The following is a 16,803-nucleotide window of genomic DNA, read 5'->3' as shown; positions in this document are numbered from 1 at the left end:
CCCCCCCCCCCCCCCCCGCGACCGCCAGGCGGCCGACGACGACGGATGACAACGAGGTCGATACGAAGCGCGACACACGCGGTACGACATCGCCCACGTTTAGTCACGCACAGCATACAATGCATTACTCATGGTGAAGGATGTCAAGGGCGACTGGAGGTCGAGGTCGGTGGTCCCCTCTCCTGCCCGGTCGCGCGTCCTGCTGGTGACGCACTACTTCCCCCCGGAGACCGGAGCTCCCCAGTCCCGGTTGTCGGAGACGGCACGCGCGTGGGCGGCGAACGGGCTCGACGTCACCGTACTCACCGGCATGCCGAACCACCCGACGGGCAAAATCCCTGCCGCCTATCGCGGCGCCTGGCTGCGGACCGAGCGGGTCGACGGGTACCGCGTCGTGCGCACCTGGCTCTATGCCACTCCCAACGAGGGGATCACCCGCAAGACCCTCGGCCATCTGTCGTTCATGGTCACCAGCGTCCTGCTCGGCGGCCGGCCCGCCGGCCCAGCCGACGTGGTGGTGGTGTCCTCGCCGACCTTCTTTCCCCTCGGCTCGGCCTGCCTGCTCGCCAGGCTGCGAGGCGCCCGGCTGGTCGTGGAGGTCCGCGACCTGTGGCCGGCCATCTTCGAGCACCTCGGCGTCCTCACCGACCGGCGGGTCCTCGGCATTCTCGAACGCCTCGAACTCGCCGCCTACCGGGCCGCCGACGCCGTTGTCACGGTGACGGAGGGGTTCCGGGAAGACATCGTGCGGCGAGGCATCGCGCCGCACAAGGTGCACGTGATTCCCAACGGCGTGGACCTCCGCCGGTTCCACCCGACGACCGTGGCCTCGGCCGACATCCGGGCCCGGCTGAGCGCCACCGACGGCGACACCCTCGTGCTCTACCTCGGCGCCCACGGCATCTCGCACGGGCTGACCTCGATCGCCGACGCGGCCGCCCGGGTGACCGGCCGGCCGATCCGGTTCGCCTTCGTCGGTGAGGGGGCCGAGAAACGCAGGCTCGTCGGGCACGTCGAGCGCCTGGGACTAGCCAACACGGTGCTGCGCGACGGGGTTGCCCGCGAGGAGGTGCCCGCCGTCGTCGCGGCCGCCGACATCTGCGTCGTCCCGCTGCGGGACGTGCCGATGTTCGACACGTTCATCCCGTCGAAGATGTTCGAGTTCCTCGCCGCGGGCCGCCCGGTGATCGGGGCGGTCCGCGGCGAGGCAGCCCGGATCCTCCTTGCCGCCGGGCAGATGGTCGTGCCCCCCGAGGACCCGGCCGCGCTGGCGGAGGCGATCCTGGCCCTGGCGGCGGACCCGGACCGCCGGGCGCGGATGGCCCGCAGCGGGCGGGCCCACGTCGAGGCCCACTACGATCGCGACGACCTGGCCCGCCGGTACCAGACGCTACTGTTCGGCAACGCACCGTTCCCGACGCCGCCCCCACCGACGACCCTTTCCCCACCGGTACCGGTGCAGGTACCTGCACCTGCACCGGACGTGGTCGCATGAGGTTCCTCGTCACCGGTGGCACCGGTTTCCTCGGAAGCCGGGTGGTCGACCGGGCGCTCGCGGACGGACACCGGGTCGTCGGGCTGGCGCGCAGCGACGCGGCGGCGACAAAGCTGCGCCGACGCGGCGCGGGGACTGTGCGCGGTGACCTCGACGATCCGGCGACGCTGCTCCCGGCATTCCGCGAGGCGAACTGCGAGGCGCTGGTCAACATCGCCTCACTCGGGTTCGGCCATGCGGAGACGATCGTGACCGCCGCCCGTGCGGCCGGCATTCACCGGGCCGTCTTCCTTTCCACCACCGGGATCTTCACTACGCTCGATCCACCCTCGAAGCGGATCCGGGTAGCGGCCGAGGGGACCATCGCGGCGAGCGGGCTGGACTGGACGATCATCCGGCCGACGATGATCTACGGGGGTCCCGACGACCGGAACATGGCCCGGCTGCTGGCGCTGCTCCGGCGCGTTCCGGTGCTGCCGGTCCCCGGCGGGGGGCATCATCTGCAGCAGCCGGTGCACGTCGAGGACCTGGCCCGCACCGTGCTGCGCGCAGCGACGACCGCGGCGGCGATCGGACGCGCCTATGACGTCGCCGGGCCGGAGGCATTGACGTTCCGGCAGGTCGTGACCACGGCCGGCGCCACCGTCGGCCGACGGGTGATCTGCGTGCCCGTGCCGGTCCGCCCCGTTATCGCCGTGACCCGCGCCTACGAACGGCGGGTGTCCTCGCCAAGGTTGAAGGCCGAACAGATCGCCCGGCTCACCGAGGACAAGGCGTTCTCGATCGACGCGGCCCGCCGCGACCTGGACCATCGTCCGCGGCCATTCGCGGCCGGCATCGCGGCGCAGGCCGCCTCATCACCCGATCGGGTGACCCCCAGCCGCTCTCCCGACCGAACGGAGACCCGGATGTTCCGGATCGACCAGGCCACCCAACTGTTCCAGGACCTCCAACGGATCGCCAGGGTGGCTGGTCCCCCGACGGCGCTGCGCTTTGGTGCCGCCGTGGCCCGGCATGCTCCGACCATCCGCCGGGCGGGCAACCTGAATGCCGCTGACCGGGCAATGGCCGCCGGCGGCCACACCTACCGGCCGCTGCCCGGGGTGACGGTCATGTTGCCCGGCACCGCGTTCGGCGGCGCGCGCGAGATGTACTGCCGCGGCGTCTACCACGCCCTCCCCGGGTACGCGCCGGCGGCCGGCGAGGTCGTCGTCGACCTCGGCGCGAACCAGGGCCTGTTCTCGGTGCTCGCGGCGCGAGCGGGCGCCGATGTGATTGCCGTCGAGGCGCAGCGCGGGTTCGCCCCCGCCTTCGTCAACCATGCCGCCGGCAACGGTGTGTCGAACCACATCCAACTGCTCCACGCCCTGGTCGGTCCGACCGCCGGCGTGTTCGCCGATCCGCGGGCCCGCCGGAACGCGACGCACTGGGACGGAGACGTCGACGTCCTCACCATGGCAGAGGTGTTCGAGGCCGGCGGGGTCGACCAGGTCGACCTCGTCAAGCTGGACATCGAAGGCTCCGAGTTCGCCCTGTTCGACGAGCCCGGATGGCTGGACGCGGTTGGTCGGATCGTGATGGAGGTGCACACCGGGTTCGGCGATCCCCGTACGCTCGACGACCTGCTGGTCCGGCACGGCTTCGAGGTCACTCTGCTCGGTAACGACCTGGTGCCGACTGCCCATCTGGGCGACGCGGCGTCGGGTTACCTCTACGCCCGCCGGACCCGATCGACGACCCGGGCCATCCGCAGGCCCGCCGAGCCCGACGGTCGCCCGGTGCCGGTACCCGGCAGCCGCCCGTCATCCGAGCCCGGTTTCGTCGACGACCCCGCACCGCGGGGTGTCTCGGCGTGAGGCCGATGTCCAGCACCCGCCCGACCCTGGTCGACTGTGCCGGTGCCCGGATGGGCGGGGCGTTGCGGTTCCTGACCGAACTGGACGGTTACCTGAGCCTTCGGCCGGGCCTGCAGGTCCACCTGGTCGGCCGAGATCGCCGGATCGGACCGGGCTGGCTCGCCCGCCGGGAGCGGCCTGGGCGGTACGCGCGCGCGATCGCCCTCAACAACGTCGGCTTCCTCGCGACCCGCGGCGAACGATGGGTCCTGCTGCGCAACGTGCTGCACTTCCTGCCGGCGGAGGAGGCCCGACGGCTACCCGGCGGCCTGCCCGACGGCATGGCCCGGACAGCACGTCTCGTGCGGCTGTTCGCCCGTCGTGCGGACGTGGTCGTCGTACCGACGACCACAATGGCGGACCGGGTTCTAACCATGCTTCCGAGCCTGTCCGCCAGGCTGGTGGTCCGGCCCCATCCGCTGTCCCCCGATCCGACCCCTCCCCGGGCCCGTACACCGGGCCGGTTTCTGTGTCCCGTGTTGTTCGCGCCGTTCAAACCGATGGGGCGCCTGCTCCGCATGGTCGATGCCGCCGCGACCCGGCTTCAGGAGGAGATCGGAGCCCACCTCGCGATCATGGTCACCGCGACCGATCGCGAGGCCCACGAACACGGCTTGTCCCACTGTCGGACGCTGCGGTTCGTGGGCCGGCTGACGCCGGCCGAACTGCGGGCCCACCAACGCGATGCCGGCGCGTTGCTGCAGCCGACGACGATGGAGTCCTTCGGCTACCCGCTCGCCGAGGCACGGCTCGCCGGGATACCCGTCATCGCCCGCGACACCTCGCACAACCGCGAGGTGGCCGGCTCGGTTCTGGTGCCGTACTCCCGGGAGTCGGCGGATGACCTCGCCGTGGCGCTGCGCACGGCACTCACGTTCACGCCACGGCCCGAGACGGGAAACCCCTTCGATCCGACGCGTTACTTCGACTGGTTGCTCGATGCAGGAGAGAGCTCACCATGACGACGCAGACCCACCGAATCCCGCCGCGCCAGGGCCCATCGTTCCCCGCGGCACCAGCGGCACCAACGGCAGCACCAGAACCGGTAACGCCAGAACCGGCAGCACCAGAACCGGCAGCGACGCGAACCCCACGCCGAGCGAACTGGCCGACCCCCTATGACACCACCGGCCCAGCCGGTGCCGCCGGTCCCTCCCCCGCCGGATCGGCACAGCCACAGCCGGCGCCGGGATCGGTTCCCCTCACCGCAATCATCCTCGCCCACAACGAGGCACCGAACATCGTCCGGGCGATCAGGTCCGTCGGTTGGTGTCGACAGGTCGTCGTCGTGGACTCGGGTTCCACCGACGGCACCGCGGATCTGGCCCGCGCCATCGGTGCAACTGTCTGGCACGAGCCTTGGCGTGGGTTCGCCGGCCAGCGGCAGTGGGCGATGACCCAGCCGGGGATCGCCCACGACTGGGTGTACTTCCTCGACAGCGACGAATGGGTGTCCACCGCGCTCGCCGCCGAGATCGCCGCCCGGCTGGGGACGGCGGACTGCGCAGCCTACAGCCAACGACGCCGGCTGGTGTTCGAAGGCCGCTGGATCGCGCACTGCGGGTGGTATGCGAACAGCTGGCAGGCGCGGCTGCTCGATCGGCGGGTGGCGTACTTCGACGACGCCGTCACCTACAGCGAACGGGCCGTGGTCACCGGTGAGGTCGGACGGCTGTCCGCCGACCTGATCGACGAGGACCACAAAGGACTCGCCGCCTGGCTGCGCAAGCACGTGCGCTACGCCGAGCTGGAGGCGGCGCGCCGCGTGACGCAGCCCGCTGCCCGGGAGCGGTTGGCGCGGGTCCGCGAGGAGGTGCGCCGGCCCACCGGGTCAACCCGACCGCTCACGCGGACCATCGCGAGGGACGTGATCTTCCCGCTGGTTCCGGCCAAGCCGGCGGTCCTCTTCTGCTACATGTACCTGCTGCGGAGCGGATGGCGGGACGGGCGGCAAGGGCTGCTGTTTTGTCTCTACTACGCCTGGTACGAGCTCACGATCGGCGCACTGACCCGGTCTGTTCACCGGTGACCGCGTCGGTTCCGCTCGGTCGCTACCTGCGCACCACCGCGGGGCTGCGACCGGTCCAGCTCGGCGCCCGTGTCCGGCTGCGCGGGCAACGGGCCATCCTGAGCCGCCACCCGGGCCTGGGCGAGATGCTGCTGCGCGGCAGGCCGCCAGCGGAATCCTGGCCGATCGGGTTCCTGCCGTTCGACGGCAGATGCCCGCCGGCTCGGCCGATGTTCGACGAGATCGTCGCGGGCCGCCTCACCCTGCTCAGCCACTCCCGCGATCTATGCCCCCCGGACTCCAGCACCCCCGCGACCGGCACCCCCACGGGGACCGGCGCCGCCGCGGCCCCCGCCCGATGGGACTGGAGGCAGGCCGACGCTCCGCTGCTGTGGCGCTACCATCTGCACTACTGGGGCTGGGCATGGGCATTCACCACCGAGGCTGTCCAGGGGCCGGCGATGTTCGCCCGGCTGTATCTGGCCTGGCGGACCTCGGTGGCCCTAGGCGATCCGGTTGCCTGGTCGCCCTATGTCGTGTCGCTCCGGGCCTGGACGCTGTGTGCCTTGTGGCCCCGGCTCGCTCGGGGAACGCCCGCCGAGATGGCGGTCCTCGCCGACCTCGGCGTCTGCCGGTCCTTCCTGCGCACTCATCTGGAGACCGACGTCGGCGGGAACCACCTGCTGAAGAACTACAAGGCACTGATCGGGCTGGCGGTCGCCGATGACGACGCCCGCGGCCGCCGACGATGGGTCGACGCGCTGCTGCGCGAGCTCGATCGGCAGGTCCTCAGCGACGGTGGACACTACGAACGCTCCCCCACCTATCACTGTCAGGTGCTGGCCGACCTCGACGACGTCGCCGGGCTGCTCACCGCGGCGGGCCACGCGGTGCCCGGCGCACTGCTCGACGCGGCCGGCAGGATGCGGGCCTGGCTGACGGCCGTGCTCGGACCGGATGGTATGGTTCCCACGCTCAACGACGGATTCGCGGTGCCCGCCGAGGCCCTGCGGCTGCTTCTCCCGGCTCCGGTGAGATCGACGCCGATCTCCGTCCAGGGTCCGGGTCCGATCCCAATCCCGGCACCGCGCCCGGCCGAGATGCCGACCTCGACGCCGCAGCTGACCGTGGGGACCGCGCACCGTCCGCGGACGCCCGCATCTGACCAGACCGGCGGCCTTCTGCTAGTCGACAGCGGTCTCGCCGTGCTGACGGCGGGACCGTGGCATCTGCTCGCCGACGTGGGCCTGCCCTGTCCCGAGGACCTTCCGGCCCACGCCCACGCCGACACCCTCGCGTTTCTGCTCTGGCACGACGGCCGGCCGCTCCTGGTGGATACCGGGACCTCGACCTACGCCCCCGGACCGGACCGGGACGCCGAACGTGGTACCGCCGCCCACTCGACCGTCATCGTCGATCACGCCGACTCGACCGAGGTCTGGGGCGCGTTCCGGGCGGGCCGCCGGGCCCGTCCCACTCTTGTCACGATGCGCCACCACGAGAACGTGGCGACGTTGGCCGCCGGCCATGATGGCTACCGCCACCTTCCGGGGCGACCCGTGCACTGGCGGACGTGGCTACTCGACCCGAGTGGGTTGTCCGTCGACGATCGGATCACCGGGGAGGGCCGCCACCACGTCGAGGTGCTGTTCCACTTCGCCCCCGGGGTGTCCGTCACCGCCGCGGCGGTCGATACCAGGCAAACCAGTACCGCTTCGAGCGGGACCACTTCGAGCGGGACCAGCCGGAACGCGGCCACCCGGAGCGGGGCCACGGAGGCGCTCACGGTGAGCACGTCCCAGGGGCGGCTGGTCCTGCGGGCCGGCGGACCGGGGCGGTGGGTGGTGCGCTCCACCCGCCGGGCGGTCGGATGGAGCCGTACGGTGCCGGCGTACACCGCCGCGTACGTGATCGATACCGAGCTGCCTGTCGCGGTACGCACCACGGTCGTCCACGAGGTCCGCTCCGGCAACCTGCACTCCGGCGACTTGCGCTCCGGCGACACGGAATCGTCGCCCGCCCGCCTCTGACGCACACCCGGACCGGACCCACCCCGGTCACACCGCATCACCACGAAACCGAACAAACTGCCCGACAGGAGAACACCGTGCCGACCCTGTCCGCCCTACGCCCTTTCGCGGAACGGCTCACCCACCATCTGGTGGTGGCCCGCCGCCTGCCGCCGCCCTTCCAGGCGACGCGCATCTACGTCTCTTCCGAGGCGGGTCTGAAGTATCTGCGCCCCAGTCTCGCCGCCGTCGATCCGGTCCTGACCGACCTGGTCGGCGAGGTCGTGCGCCCCGGCCACGTGGTCTGGGACATCGGCGCGAACGTGGGACTGTTCGCCTTCGCCGCCGCGTCCGCCGCGACGTCGTCCGGCACGGTCGTCGCGGTCGAGCCCGACACCTGGCTGGTCGGGATGTTGCGCCGGTCGCAGACACGGTCACCACGCCGCGGCGGATCATCGGCCACCGATGGCCGTGCCACGGTGAAGATCCTGCCCGCCGCGGTCGGCGCGGCCCCGGGGATCAGCACGTTCCACATCGCGAGTCGCAACCGCGCGACCAGCCATCTGGACGGATTCGGCAGCAGCCAGACCGGCGGCACCCGCGCGGCGCAGCTCGTGCCGACCTTTACCCTGGACGGCCTGCTCTCCCATTTCCCGGCACCGGACGTCGTGAAAATCGACGTGGAGGGGGCCGAGCACGCGGTCCTCAGCGGTGGGCACCGGCTTCTGGGCGACATCCGCCCGACCGTGATCTGCGAGGTCACCGGACGCAACGCCGAGGCCGTCGGCGACCTGCTGCGCGGGCACGGGTACCGCATCGTCGACGCGGAGGTTCCGCCGCCGGCTCGGCGATTCCTGACGGCGGCACCCTGGTCCACGTTGGCCGTGCCGGACGTCCCGCCCGCCACCGCGCGACCCGCGTCCGGGCAGGTTCCCGAGCCCCTGGTGCGCGCATGAGGACCACGGCGGTCATCGTCCACTGGGGGCCGACCGCGCCGACGATGGATCTGGCCGCGCAACTGGCGGCGATACCTCGGATCAGCGAGGTCGTCGTGGTGGCGAACGATCTGCGAGGACGGCCCGACGGCCTCGGGGAGGAGACGGCTTGGCTCGTCCCCCCCGGCAACCTCGGTTTCGGCGGCGGCTTCCGGCACGCGTGTGACGCCTATCCGGCCACCGACTGCTATCTCCTGCTCAACAATGACGTCCAGCTCGTGCCGGCCACCGTCGACGCCTGTCTGGAACTGCTGTCCCGCCCGGACGTGGGCATCGTCGGACCCACTCTGGTCAACGCCGACGGTCTGCATCCGGGCTTCGCCGGACTCACCCGCGTCTTCACCGTGCCGCGCGCCCGCCGGACCCCCACGGACCACGCCGATGACGTGCCGTGGGTCACCGGCGCGATCACCTTTATCAAGGCCGAGTGTCATCGGCAGGTGCCGATGGCCGTTCGGTACTTCCTGTACTACGAGGACGTGGATCTCTGCCACCGCGCTCAGGCGGCCGGGTGGCGTGTCCTCGTCAGTCCGGCCCAGGCCTGGCACACCGGTGGTGGGACGGTACCCAGCAACGGCTACACCTACTACACGGTACGCAACCGGCTGTGGTTCGCCCGCCTCCACGGCCGCCCGCGGCAGGTGGCGCTGGTGACCGCCTGGCTGCTCCTGGCGGTGCTGCCCCGGGTCGCCGTGTCCGAGCTGGTGCGCCGGCGCGGAATCGTCCGCGTCCACTGCGGCCTGCGCGGCGTCGTGGACGGTCTCGCCCGCATCCCCGACATCGACCAGACCCTGCCCGGGGAACCCCAGGCGTCCCGGTGGAGTACGTGGACGCGCGAGGCCCGCTCCGTCCCGCGTCCTCGCCCGGCCCGGGACCGGCCGATCGGTCCACCGGACCCCGCGGGGGGAACCGACCGGCGGGAGAAGGCGGCCGGCACGGGGGAGCTCACCCGTCCCGGCTGAGCGTGACCACCACCCCGTGGCGATCGACCACCTGGAAGCCCAGTCCACGCGCGGCGTCGAGCAGGTCCGCCGCGGTGACGGGCCGTCCCTCGAAGGTCGTGTCGTGCATCTCGAACACCGCTCGACGGCACCGGTCCAGCGCACCCGGATCCCCCAACAGAAACGACGCCTCCGCACCCTCGATGTCGCTGACGAGGTCGAATTCCGCGATCCTCCTGCGTACCAGCAGGTCCCGAAGCGTGGCCGCCGGAATGGTGACGGTCCGCCGCGACGCGTCGTCCCACAACCGGGAACCGAGGTTGTTCCCGACGAGGGCGAACGCCACCGGGCCCACGGCCTGCATGATCGCCCTGTTCTCCACGTCCAGGGTGATGTGCCCGGCGTACGCGGCCAGGCGTCGCGTGAGGCCCTCGATGAGGTGAGGGTTTGCCTCCACGCACACCAGCCGCGAGCCGGGGGCCAGCCGCGAGGCGATATGCGCGCTGGTGATGCCCAGACTCGCACCGAGTTCCACGACGGTGCCCGAGGTCGTGAGATGACGGCGGATCATCCGAATCTCGGCCCCTTCGTACAGCCGCCAGAACAGCGCCGCCCGCGCCTGCGGGGTGAAGTCGCGGTCAGCCACGTCGAAACGCAGCCCGTGGTTGGGGACCCGGTTGCGGGTGGCCGCCGCGATGACTGTCCCCACCGCCGGGGACGTCAGGACACCGGCGATCGAGATCTTGGTTCGGTAAAGAACATCACTGGCGTCCATGAGTAGGATTTTTTCCCTTCGTTGCGGGCCGGGCACCGCCGTAGGCGAAACGTGCCGTCAGGAACAGCACGGCCAGCTGGATGGGCAACGCCGCGAGGAGGTCCCCCACGCTGCTCTCGGAGTTGACCAGTTGGAGGAAGAGCGGAACGAAGATCACGATGTAGCGCAAATCCTTCGCCGGGTCCCACGCCTCGTCGATCAGCCGGAAACCGGCGCCCAGCAGTGCCATGCCGACCAGCAGGGGAAGCAGGCCCCCATGCAGATAGAGGTCGGTCTGGGGGGAGACGGCGGCCGCGGAGTAGATCCGGGCGTTCCCCGAGAGGTACTGCTGTTTGAACTCGTAGCCGGTGGCCCTGATCGGTTTGTCGGGCCAGACCGCCCGGGGCACGGCGGTCAGGACGGGAGCCAGGAACAGCTCGTTGATGTCCCGGTAGGGAACGATGTCGGGAGACAGCTGGACGACGATGGCCAGACTGTCGATGCCCCGCATCCGCGAGGTCAGGTACTCCAGCGGTGACTCCGCGGGGCCTTCCCCCGCGGGGGCGTCCCCGGACAGCGTCTGGCCCAGCACGGTCGGCGCCATGGACACCGCCGACTGGGCGTCCAGGGTGTGGCTCTGGCTGCGTACCTGGGCCCGGTAGGAGGCGTTGTAGGGAATCAGCACGAGGACGAAGACGGCGGCGGCCGCGGCGATCCACCGCATTGGAAGCCGGCCGCTGGCGACGGAGAACGCGATCAGCACCCCCCACACGCTGGTCGCGAACACCCCCTTCATCCCGCTGGCGACGGCGAAGAGGATCTCGATGGACAGCAGGGCGACGAAGGCCCGCCGACGCCCCCCGCCCCGGGCCAGATCGACGGCGGCGATGAGGAGGGCGGACATCCCGAGGCCGCCGAGCAGGGTGAGCGGCTGGGCGTAGGCACTCGCCTCGGAGACCTTCTGGGACGCGTCGCCCAGGTAGGCATACTGGCCCAGGAGGATCTGCAGGACCCTGGCCGCCACCGAGATCCCGCACAGGATCCACGGCACGTTCCGGCCACGCAGCCGGGTACCGGTCCCGGGCGCCGCCGCGGCGGCAAACCGGGTGGCCGCGCGCGTCACCATCCGGCCCGGGCCGAGCAGGTATCCGCAGGTCCACAGCGGCAGGGCGAGGCTCGCCAATGCGAGTGCCCGCAGCACGCCGTCGAGATGGATCTGCGGGGTGTCCAGCTGGGGGGTGCGCCAGACCAGTGACACCAGTCCGAACGACATCCCGGTCCACAGCAGGTACCAGGGGCCGAGACGGAACAAGCCCAGCCCGTAACCACGTCCCGCTCGCGCACCGACCAGGAGCAGCGCAGCGAGGCATTCGAACGTGAACGCCACCGAGCGCAGGACCACCCGGTCGGACTCGGACGGCATCCGGAACGCCTCGACGAACCACGGCGCCACGCTGACCATCACGATCATCAGCCACAGCAGCGGCGGGCGGCGGGCGGCGTAGGCAACCCTCCCACCCGGCACGGCCGGGGCGATCACTACGGCGCACCCGAGGGGATCGGCGAGGCGTCGCCGGTAGGCGTGCCCGAGTGGCGCCGCGGACATCCCGCGAGCGGGCAGACGGCCCGGGACGTCCGCCAGCAGAGAGCCCGCCAGCAGAGAAGATCAGGCATGCCCGAACCTCACGCCGTCTGGTCGCGGGGCAGCGGCGTGCGCCGCAGGGTGACGGCGACCTGTTCGAAACGCTCCCAGCCGTCGTGGAGCGCGAGCACGTTCGGCGAGAAGACGCCCTGCCCGGTCAGCCCGCGCCGGCTCAGATTGAGGATCCGGTAGCCGGCGGCGGCCAGCAGCGAGACCAGCTCACCGGGATGGTCCCCGGCAGCCCGCCGATCCCGTTCGCCGCGGTGGCCGTTCTCGCCGGGACGGTCTCCGCCGCGGCGGGCGAGGCGGGGCGGCATCGCCAGCAGGAGAGCCGGCCGATGCGCCCGTAGGAGCTCACCGGCGCCGCGCAGCACGTCGAGGCCCTCGGCCTCACCACCGATCCTGACCAGGTCAGGCGGTCGGTGCCGCGCAGCGTAGGCATCGAGGGTGATGGTCGTCGCGCCCGGGATGGGCACGGCGCCCACCGCGGCAGTAGCGCCCACCGCGGCGGTAGACAGGTGGACACCCGAGAGCCGGTTGCGCTCGACCAGGGCCGCGAGCGTCGCCCCGGTGCGCGGTGCTTCCTCGAAGGCATGCACCTCGCCGGCCGCTCCCACCACCCCGGCCGCCCACAGGGTGTAGAGCCCAAGGCCAGCAGCGACGTCATAGCAACAGTCACCGGGGCGCAGAACCGCGTCGAACACCGGCGCGAGCGCCGGTGGCCGATAGCGGGGACCGCTGTAGGCGTTCGCAGAGCCCTGTACCCATCGGGTCAGCCAGCCACGACCGCGCAGGTCGGGAAGGACCGCGGCCAGACGTCCCGCCAGCCGCCAGCGCAGCGGACCGGCACGACGCCCGGGGATCGTCGCGAGGTTTCCAGAGCCATCCCGGGTCACATGCTTAAAGTAGCCGACCTCTTACAAAGAGCAATGGATTGAGGTCACGAATCCGCCGCGTCGCCCTCGCCCACCTTGACCGCCAGCCCCGGTCCGCCACCCCCCGGTCCGCCACTCCGCACGGTGAACCCGTCGCGGTCACCGCCAAGCACGTCCGAGCCCGCCGGTGGCTCCTGACAGGGCACCACCCACGGGGACCGCGGCCGCTCGACACGTCCGTGGAACCAGGCCACGGTGCGGGCAAGCCCGTCCCGTACGTCCACCAGGGGTCGCCACCCGAGCGCCTCCCGCGCCAGCGTGATGTCGGGGCAGCGCACGGTGGGATCGTCCTGCGGCCGCGGAACGAAGGTGATCGGGACGTCAGCCCCGCACACCTCCACGACGAGCCGCGCCGCATCAATGATCGTCATCTCCTGGGGGCTGCCGAGATTCACCGGACCAGGAAGGTCGCTGTCCAGCATGCGCACGATCCCCTCCACCAGATCGTCGACGTAGCACAGCGACCGAGTCTGGCGACCCTCGCCCGCAACGGTGACGGCCTGGCCACGCAGGGCCTGCGCAATGAAGGTCGGGATGGCGCGCCCGTCGTCGGCGCGCATCCTCGGCCCATAGGTGTTGAAGATCCGGATGATCCCGGTGGACGTGCCGTGGGTGGCGCGGTGGGCGGCGGTCAACGCCTCAGCGAAGCGCTTGGCCTCGTCGTACATGCTCCTCGGACCGATCGGATTGACGTGGCCCCAGTACTCCTCCGGCTGGGGGTGGACCCGGGGGTCGCCATAGACCTCCGAGGTGGAGGCCAAGAGGAACCGGGCGTTCTTGCGATATGCCAGATCCAGCAGGTTCGCGGTACCCGACGCACCGACCGACAGGGTCTCCAAGGGCAGGGCCCGATAGTCCACCGGGGACGCGGGGGAGGCGAAGTTCAGCACGGCGTCGACCGGACCAGTGACGTCGATCGGCTCGGTCACGTCCCGCCGCAGCAAGCGGAACCCGCCATGCCTCCGAAGATGGTCGATGTTGTCCGGCCGGCCGGTGAGGAAGTTGTCGACGCAGATCACCTCGGCGCCCCGAGCCAGCAGGCGGTCACAGAGATGGCTTCCAAGGAAGCCGGCCCCGCCGGCGACGACGACCCGCCTGGTCACTCCAACCACCACCCGTGAGTAAGGAAAGCCGGGTCATGGGCGTCACGTTCCGCTATCGGTCGACAACGACACTGCGCGCCCCTCAGACAGTCCTCCTTCTATCACTGACAGTGATAGAAGGAGGACTACCACGGCGGGGGACCCGCGTGTCTCCACCCGATGACGCCGCAACCGCCACCCACCGCCACCCGGGCCCCACCGGTTCCCGGCACCCCGGCACCCGCGATCCGCGGCCTACGGCCCGCGACACGCGACACGCATCTACAAACAGTTGCTCGATTAATACTTTGAGTGACAGAGTCGGATCGATTCGTACTGGCGCACGGCCCACCCGGTCCGATCAGCGGTCATTGCGAGGAGGAACAGCCGGCTCATGACCTCCGTCCACAGGTCGACGACGGTGGCAGTCGTCGTATCGCACGCGATTCAGCATTTCGCGCCGCTGTACCGGGCGTTGACCGAACACGAGGTGGATCTTCGGGTGCTCTTCCTGTCCCGATCGGGCCTGGAACGCTACTTCGACGCGGATTTCGGCCTCGACGTGCAGTGGAAATCGGACATCGTCACCGGTTATCACCACGAGTTCATCGCGGACCTGCCGCTGCGCCCGGGCTGGCGGCAGCCCGACGCCAGCCGGCAGATGGTTACCCGGACCTGGGCGGCCCTGGACCGGCTGCGCCCCGCCTGCGTGCTCGTCTACGGATACCGGTACGCCCATTCCCTCGCGGCGCTCGCCTGGTGCCGGCGACGGGGCGTACCCGCCCTCATGATCAGTGACAGCGAACTCCTCGGCCAGCGAACCCCCGCCGTCCGCGCCGTCAAACGGCTCACGCTGCCCCACCTGATGCGTTCAGTGAGTGCATTCCTCACGATCGGCGACAACAACGAGGCGTACCTGGCCCACTATGGAGTCCCCGCCACCCGCATGTTCCGCACGCCGTATCCCACCGATGAGACGGTGCTGCGGGCCGTACTGGCTCATCGGGAGAAGCATCGAACGGCGATTCGCGCCGAGCTGGGTATCGCCCCGGACGCCCTTGTCGCCCTGTTCGCCGGAAAGATGATCTCTCGGAAGCGCCCCCTCGACATCGCGGACGCGCTGCGCGTCCTCACCCGCGCCCCCCGGGGTCCGGTCGACCGGGAAATCATCGTGATCATGGCTGGGGACGGAGTGTTGCGCCCCGCTCTCGACGCGGTGGCCGCCGAGCTCGGCGGCGCGTTGCGGATGGTCGGATTCGCCGACCAGGAACGGCTCCCCCGCCTGTACGCGGCCAGCGACCTCTACCTGCACCCCGCCGAGCGGGACCCGCACCCGCTGGCGGTCAAGGAGGCGGTGCTCTGCGGCCTGCCGGTGGTGGTCAGCGACCGGGTGGGCTCCACCGGCCCGACCGACGATGTCCGTCCCGGCCGCAACGGCCGGGTTCACCCGGCCGGCGATGTGGACGCGCTCGCACGGATCCTCGGGGAGCTGCGCGCGCGCCCCGACGTCCTGGCCAGGATGGCCCAGGAGTCGGAGAAGGTGATCGGCGACATCGAGCTCGCCGCGTCAGTGGACGGCTTCCTGCGCGCCGTTGCCCATGTGCGCGACACCGCTCGGCGCGGATGACCAGAGCCGTCAGCCGAATCGCCGGGCCGTCATGACCGGCCCGCTCGCGAGCCGGCTTCCCCGCTCCACCGTCGCCGTACTCACCGGCAACGCGGGCACGCTGGTCGTCGGGACCGCGACCGGCGTCCTGGCCGCCCGCACCCTGGGGCCAGTGGCCCGCGGCGAGTTCGTCGCGCTGCAGACCTGGGCGGGCATGCTCGCGATGGTGTTCGCCCTGGGTGTCTCCCAGACGCTGGTCACCGATGACGGTGAGGACCGCGCGCTGCTCGGCCCGCTGCTCACCCAGACCGTCGCGTCGGCGCTGCTCGCCGCGGTGCTGTTCACCGTGGTGCCGGCGCTGATCACTGTGGGCCCGGGCCGTTCGGGCGGCGCGGGAGCCGGGCGGGGACCCGCCTGGGACACCGTCGCCGTGCTGGGCGCGACCTGCTTCACCGCCGCGGCCGTGGCCGCCTCCAACGCCGCCGGGCTCGCGCAGCGCCGCGGTCGGATGACCGGCGAGTTCCAGCTCGTCCGGCTGCTACCGGCGGCGGCGACACTGGCCGCGTTCGCCGCGCTCGCCGGCAGCGGAGTCCGCGATCCAGGATCGTGGATGCTGGCCCTCGGCGTGACGGCCCTGCTACCCCCACTCGGGTACCACGTGGCGGTGCTCGGCGGCCTTCCCGCGCTCGCGCGGCCGGGACGCCTGCTGCCCCGGCGCCGTTTCATGCGGTCCGCCCTGGGGGCCTACGGCACCGTCGTCGGGGCTCAGGTCATCTACAAGCTGGACATGCTGCTCGTCGCCACCTTCCTGGCCGCCGAGCAGGTGGCCTTCTACGCCGTCGCCGTCGCCCTCGCCGGCGCCTGCACGACCGTCTGCCAGGCAACCGGCATGGTGATGTTCAGCCGGCTCCGTACCCTGGTCGATCCCCGGCAGCGGGCCCGGGTGGTGCGCCGCGCGGTCATCGCCACCGTCGCCCTCGCCGCCGTAGTGGCGGGTGCGATCACCCTCGTCACGCCGACGGCCATCCGCATCGTCTACGGCACGCGGTTCGCCCCCGCCGCCCCGGCCGCCCAGGTCCTCGTGCTGGCGACCATCCCGCAGTCCGTCGATTACCTGCTCACCCATGTACTGCTCGGGTTCCGTGCCGCCCGCACGGTGCTTGCCATCCAGGTCCCGGTCGCGCTGTCGACCGTGCTCGGGCTCGCGGCGGCGCTGCACGACGGCCGCCTGCCGATCGTGGCCGCGGTGTCGGGGATCACCTACACCGCCTCGGCCGTGTTGCTGCACCTGGCCAGTACCCGCCTGCTCGCCCGCGCGGCAGGCGCCTCGCCCAGCAGCGCCCCCCCGGACGCCACCTCACCCAGCAGCGCCCCCCTGGACGGCACCTCACCCAATAGCGAACGGAGCCCGACGGCCCCCGGCCCCATCCCCTTTCCGCGC

General features: G+C 71.4%; 13 protein-coding genes. 9 read left to right on the top strand and 4 right to left on the bottom strand.

Annotation, left to right across the window (positions count from 1 at the left end; genetic code table 11):
- The first annotated feature begins 130 nt into the window (after positions 1–130).
- The 7 genes from AC08OJ_RS10185 to AC08OJ_RS10155 all read left to right on the top strand — a co-directional run bounded on the left by AC08OJ_RS10185 (position 131) and on the right by AC08OJ_RS10155 (position 9,364).
- Positions 131–1,495: a glycosyltransferase family 4 protein gene (locus tag AC08OJ_RS10185; protein ID WP_476595604.1), complete on the top strand. Its 1,365-nt coding sequence runs from the start codon at positions 131–133 to the stop codon at positions 1,493–1,495.
- On the top strand, positions 1,492–3,351 hold the full coding sequence (locus AC08OJ_RS10180; protein WP_476594110.1) for an FkbM family methyltransferase: 1,860 nt from the start codon (positions 1,492–1,494) through the stop codon (positions 3,349–3,351). The genes AC08OJ_RS10185 and AC08OJ_RS10180 overlap by 4 nt, the downstream gene beginning before the upstream one ends.
- 5 nt (positions 3,352–3,356) lie before the next feature.
- The gene (locus tag AC08OJ_RS10175; RefSeq protein ID WP_476595603.1) at positions 3,357–4,352 is read left to right on the top strand and encodes a glycosyltransferase; all 996 of its coding nucleotides are present in this window, start codon (positions 3,357–3,359) and stop codon (positions 4,350–4,352) included.
- On the top strand, positions 4,349–5,419 hold the full coding sequence (locus tag AC08OJ_RS10170; protein WP_476595602.1) for a glycosyltransferase family 2 protein: 1,071 nt from the start codon (positions 4,349–4,351) through the stop codon (positions 5,417–5,419). The genes AC08OJ_RS10175 and AC08OJ_RS10170 overlap by 4 nt, the downstream gene beginning before the upstream one ends.
- Positions 5,416–7,428, top strand: a complete 2,013-nt coding sequence (locus AC08OJ_RS10165; RefSeq protein WP_476595601.1) for a heparinase II/III domain-containing protein — start codon at positions 5,416–5,418, stop codon at positions 7,426–7,428. Before AC08OJ_RS10170 ends, AC08OJ_RS10165 begins: the two co-directional genes overlap by 4 nt.
- Positions 7,429–7,505: 77 nt before the next feature.
- Positions 7,506–8,363 carry an FkbM family methyltransferase gene (locus AC08OJ_RS10160; RefSeq protein ID WP_476593340.1) on the top strand — a complete coding sequence of 286 codons (858 nt, stop codon included), beginning with the start codon at positions 7,506–7,508 and terminating at the stop codon, positions 8,361–8,363.
- A complete protein-coding gene (locus AC08OJ_RS10155; RefSeq protein WP_476593341.1) occupies positions 8,360–9,364 on the top strand; it encodes a glycosyltransferase in 1,005 nt (334 codons plus the stop codon). The genes AC08OJ_RS10160 and AC08OJ_RS10155 overlap by 4 nt, the downstream gene beginning before the upstream one ends.
- Here the strand turns inward: AC08OJ_RS10155 and AC08OJ_RS10150 are convergent.
- The 4 genes from AC08OJ_RS10150 to AC08OJ_RS10135 all read right to left on the bottom strand — a co-directional run bounded on the left by AC08OJ_RS10150 (position 9,348) and on the right by AC08OJ_RS10135 (position 13,777).
- A complete protein-coding gene (locus AC08OJ_RS10150; RefSeq protein WP_476593342.1) occupies positions 9,348–10,118 on the bottom strand; it encodes an FkbM family methyltransferase in 771 nt (256 codons plus the stop codon). The genes AC08OJ_RS10155 and AC08OJ_RS10150 overlap by 17 nt on opposite strands.
- Complete coding sequence (locus tag AC08OJ_RS10145) at positions 10,105–11,703, bottom strand: hypothetical protein (RefSeq protein WP_476595600.1); 1,599 nt, start codon at positions 11,701–11,703, stop codon at positions 10,105–10,107. The genes AC08OJ_RS10150 and AC08OJ_RS10145 overlap by 14 nt, the downstream gene beginning before the upstream one ends.
- Positions 11,704–11,780: 77 nt before the next feature.
- On the bottom strand, positions 11,781–12,635 hold the full coding sequence (locus AC08OJ_RS10140; protein ID WP_462203397.1) for a class I SAM-dependent methyltransferase: 855 nt from the start codon (positions 12,633–12,635) through the stop codon (positions 11,781–11,783).
- A 44-nt stretch (positions 12,636–12,679) separates the two neighbouring features.
- Positions 12,680–13,777 (bottom strand): UDP-glucuronic acid decarboxylase family protein, encoded by a 1,098-nt coding sequence (locus AC08OJ_RS10135; RefSeq protein ID WP_476593344.1) that lies wholly within the window; start codon positions 13,775–13,777, stop codon positions 12,680–12,682.
- A gap of 400 nt (positions 13,778–14,177) precedes the next feature.
- Between AC08OJ_RS10135 and AC08OJ_RS10130 the strand changes: the two genes are divergently transcribed.
- Together AC08OJ_RS10130 and AC08OJ_RS10125 are read left to right on the top strand one after the other, a co-directional pair.
- Positions 14,178–15,383, top strand: a complete 1,206-nt coding sequence (locus tag AC08OJ_RS10130; protein WP_476593345.1) for a glycosyltransferase family 4 protein — start codon at positions 14,178–14,180, stop codon at positions 15,381–15,383.
- Between the two features lie 31 nt (positions 15,384–15,414).
- The coding region (locus AC08OJ_RS10125) for a lipopolysaccharide biosynthesis protein (protein ID WP_476595599.1) at positions 15,415–16,803 on the top strand (1,389 nt) is incomplete at its 3' end.

This window comes from Frankia sp. CgKIO3, from assembly GCF_977946435.1.
This window is presented reverse-complemented; position numbering and strand designations above follow the sequence as displayed.

Bases quoted from the DNA above. Each gene is read 5' to 3' on its own strand.
- AC08OJ_RS10185 (WP_476595604.1), top strand. From the start codon at position 131: ATGGTGAAGGATGTCAAGGGCGACTGGAGGTCGAGGTCGGTGGTCCCC.
- AC08OJ_RS10180 (WP_476594110.1), top strand. From the start codon at position 1,492: ATGAGGTTCCTCGTCACCGGTGGCACCGGTTTCCTCGGAAGCCGGGTG.
- AC08OJ_RS10175 (WP_476595603.1), top strand. From the start codon at position 3,357: ATGTCCAGCACCCGCCCGACCCTGGTCGACTGTGCCGGTGCCCGGATG.
- AC08OJ_RS10170 (WP_476595602.1), top strand. From the start codon at position 4,349: ATGACGACGCAGACCCACCGAATCCCGCCGCGCCAGGGCCCATCGTTC.
- AC08OJ_RS10155 (WP_476593341.1), top strand. From the start codon at position 8,360: ATGAGGACCACGGCGGTCATCGTCCACTGGGGGCCGACCGCGCCGACG.
- AC08OJ_RS10150 (WP_476593342.1), bottom strand. From the start codon at position 10,118: ATGGACGCCAGTGATGTTCTTTACCGAACCAAGATCTCGATCGCCGGT.
- AC08OJ_RS10145 (WP_476595600.1), bottom strand. From the start codon at position 11,703: ATGTCCGCGGCGCCACTCGGGCACGCCTACCGGCGACGCCTCGCCGAT.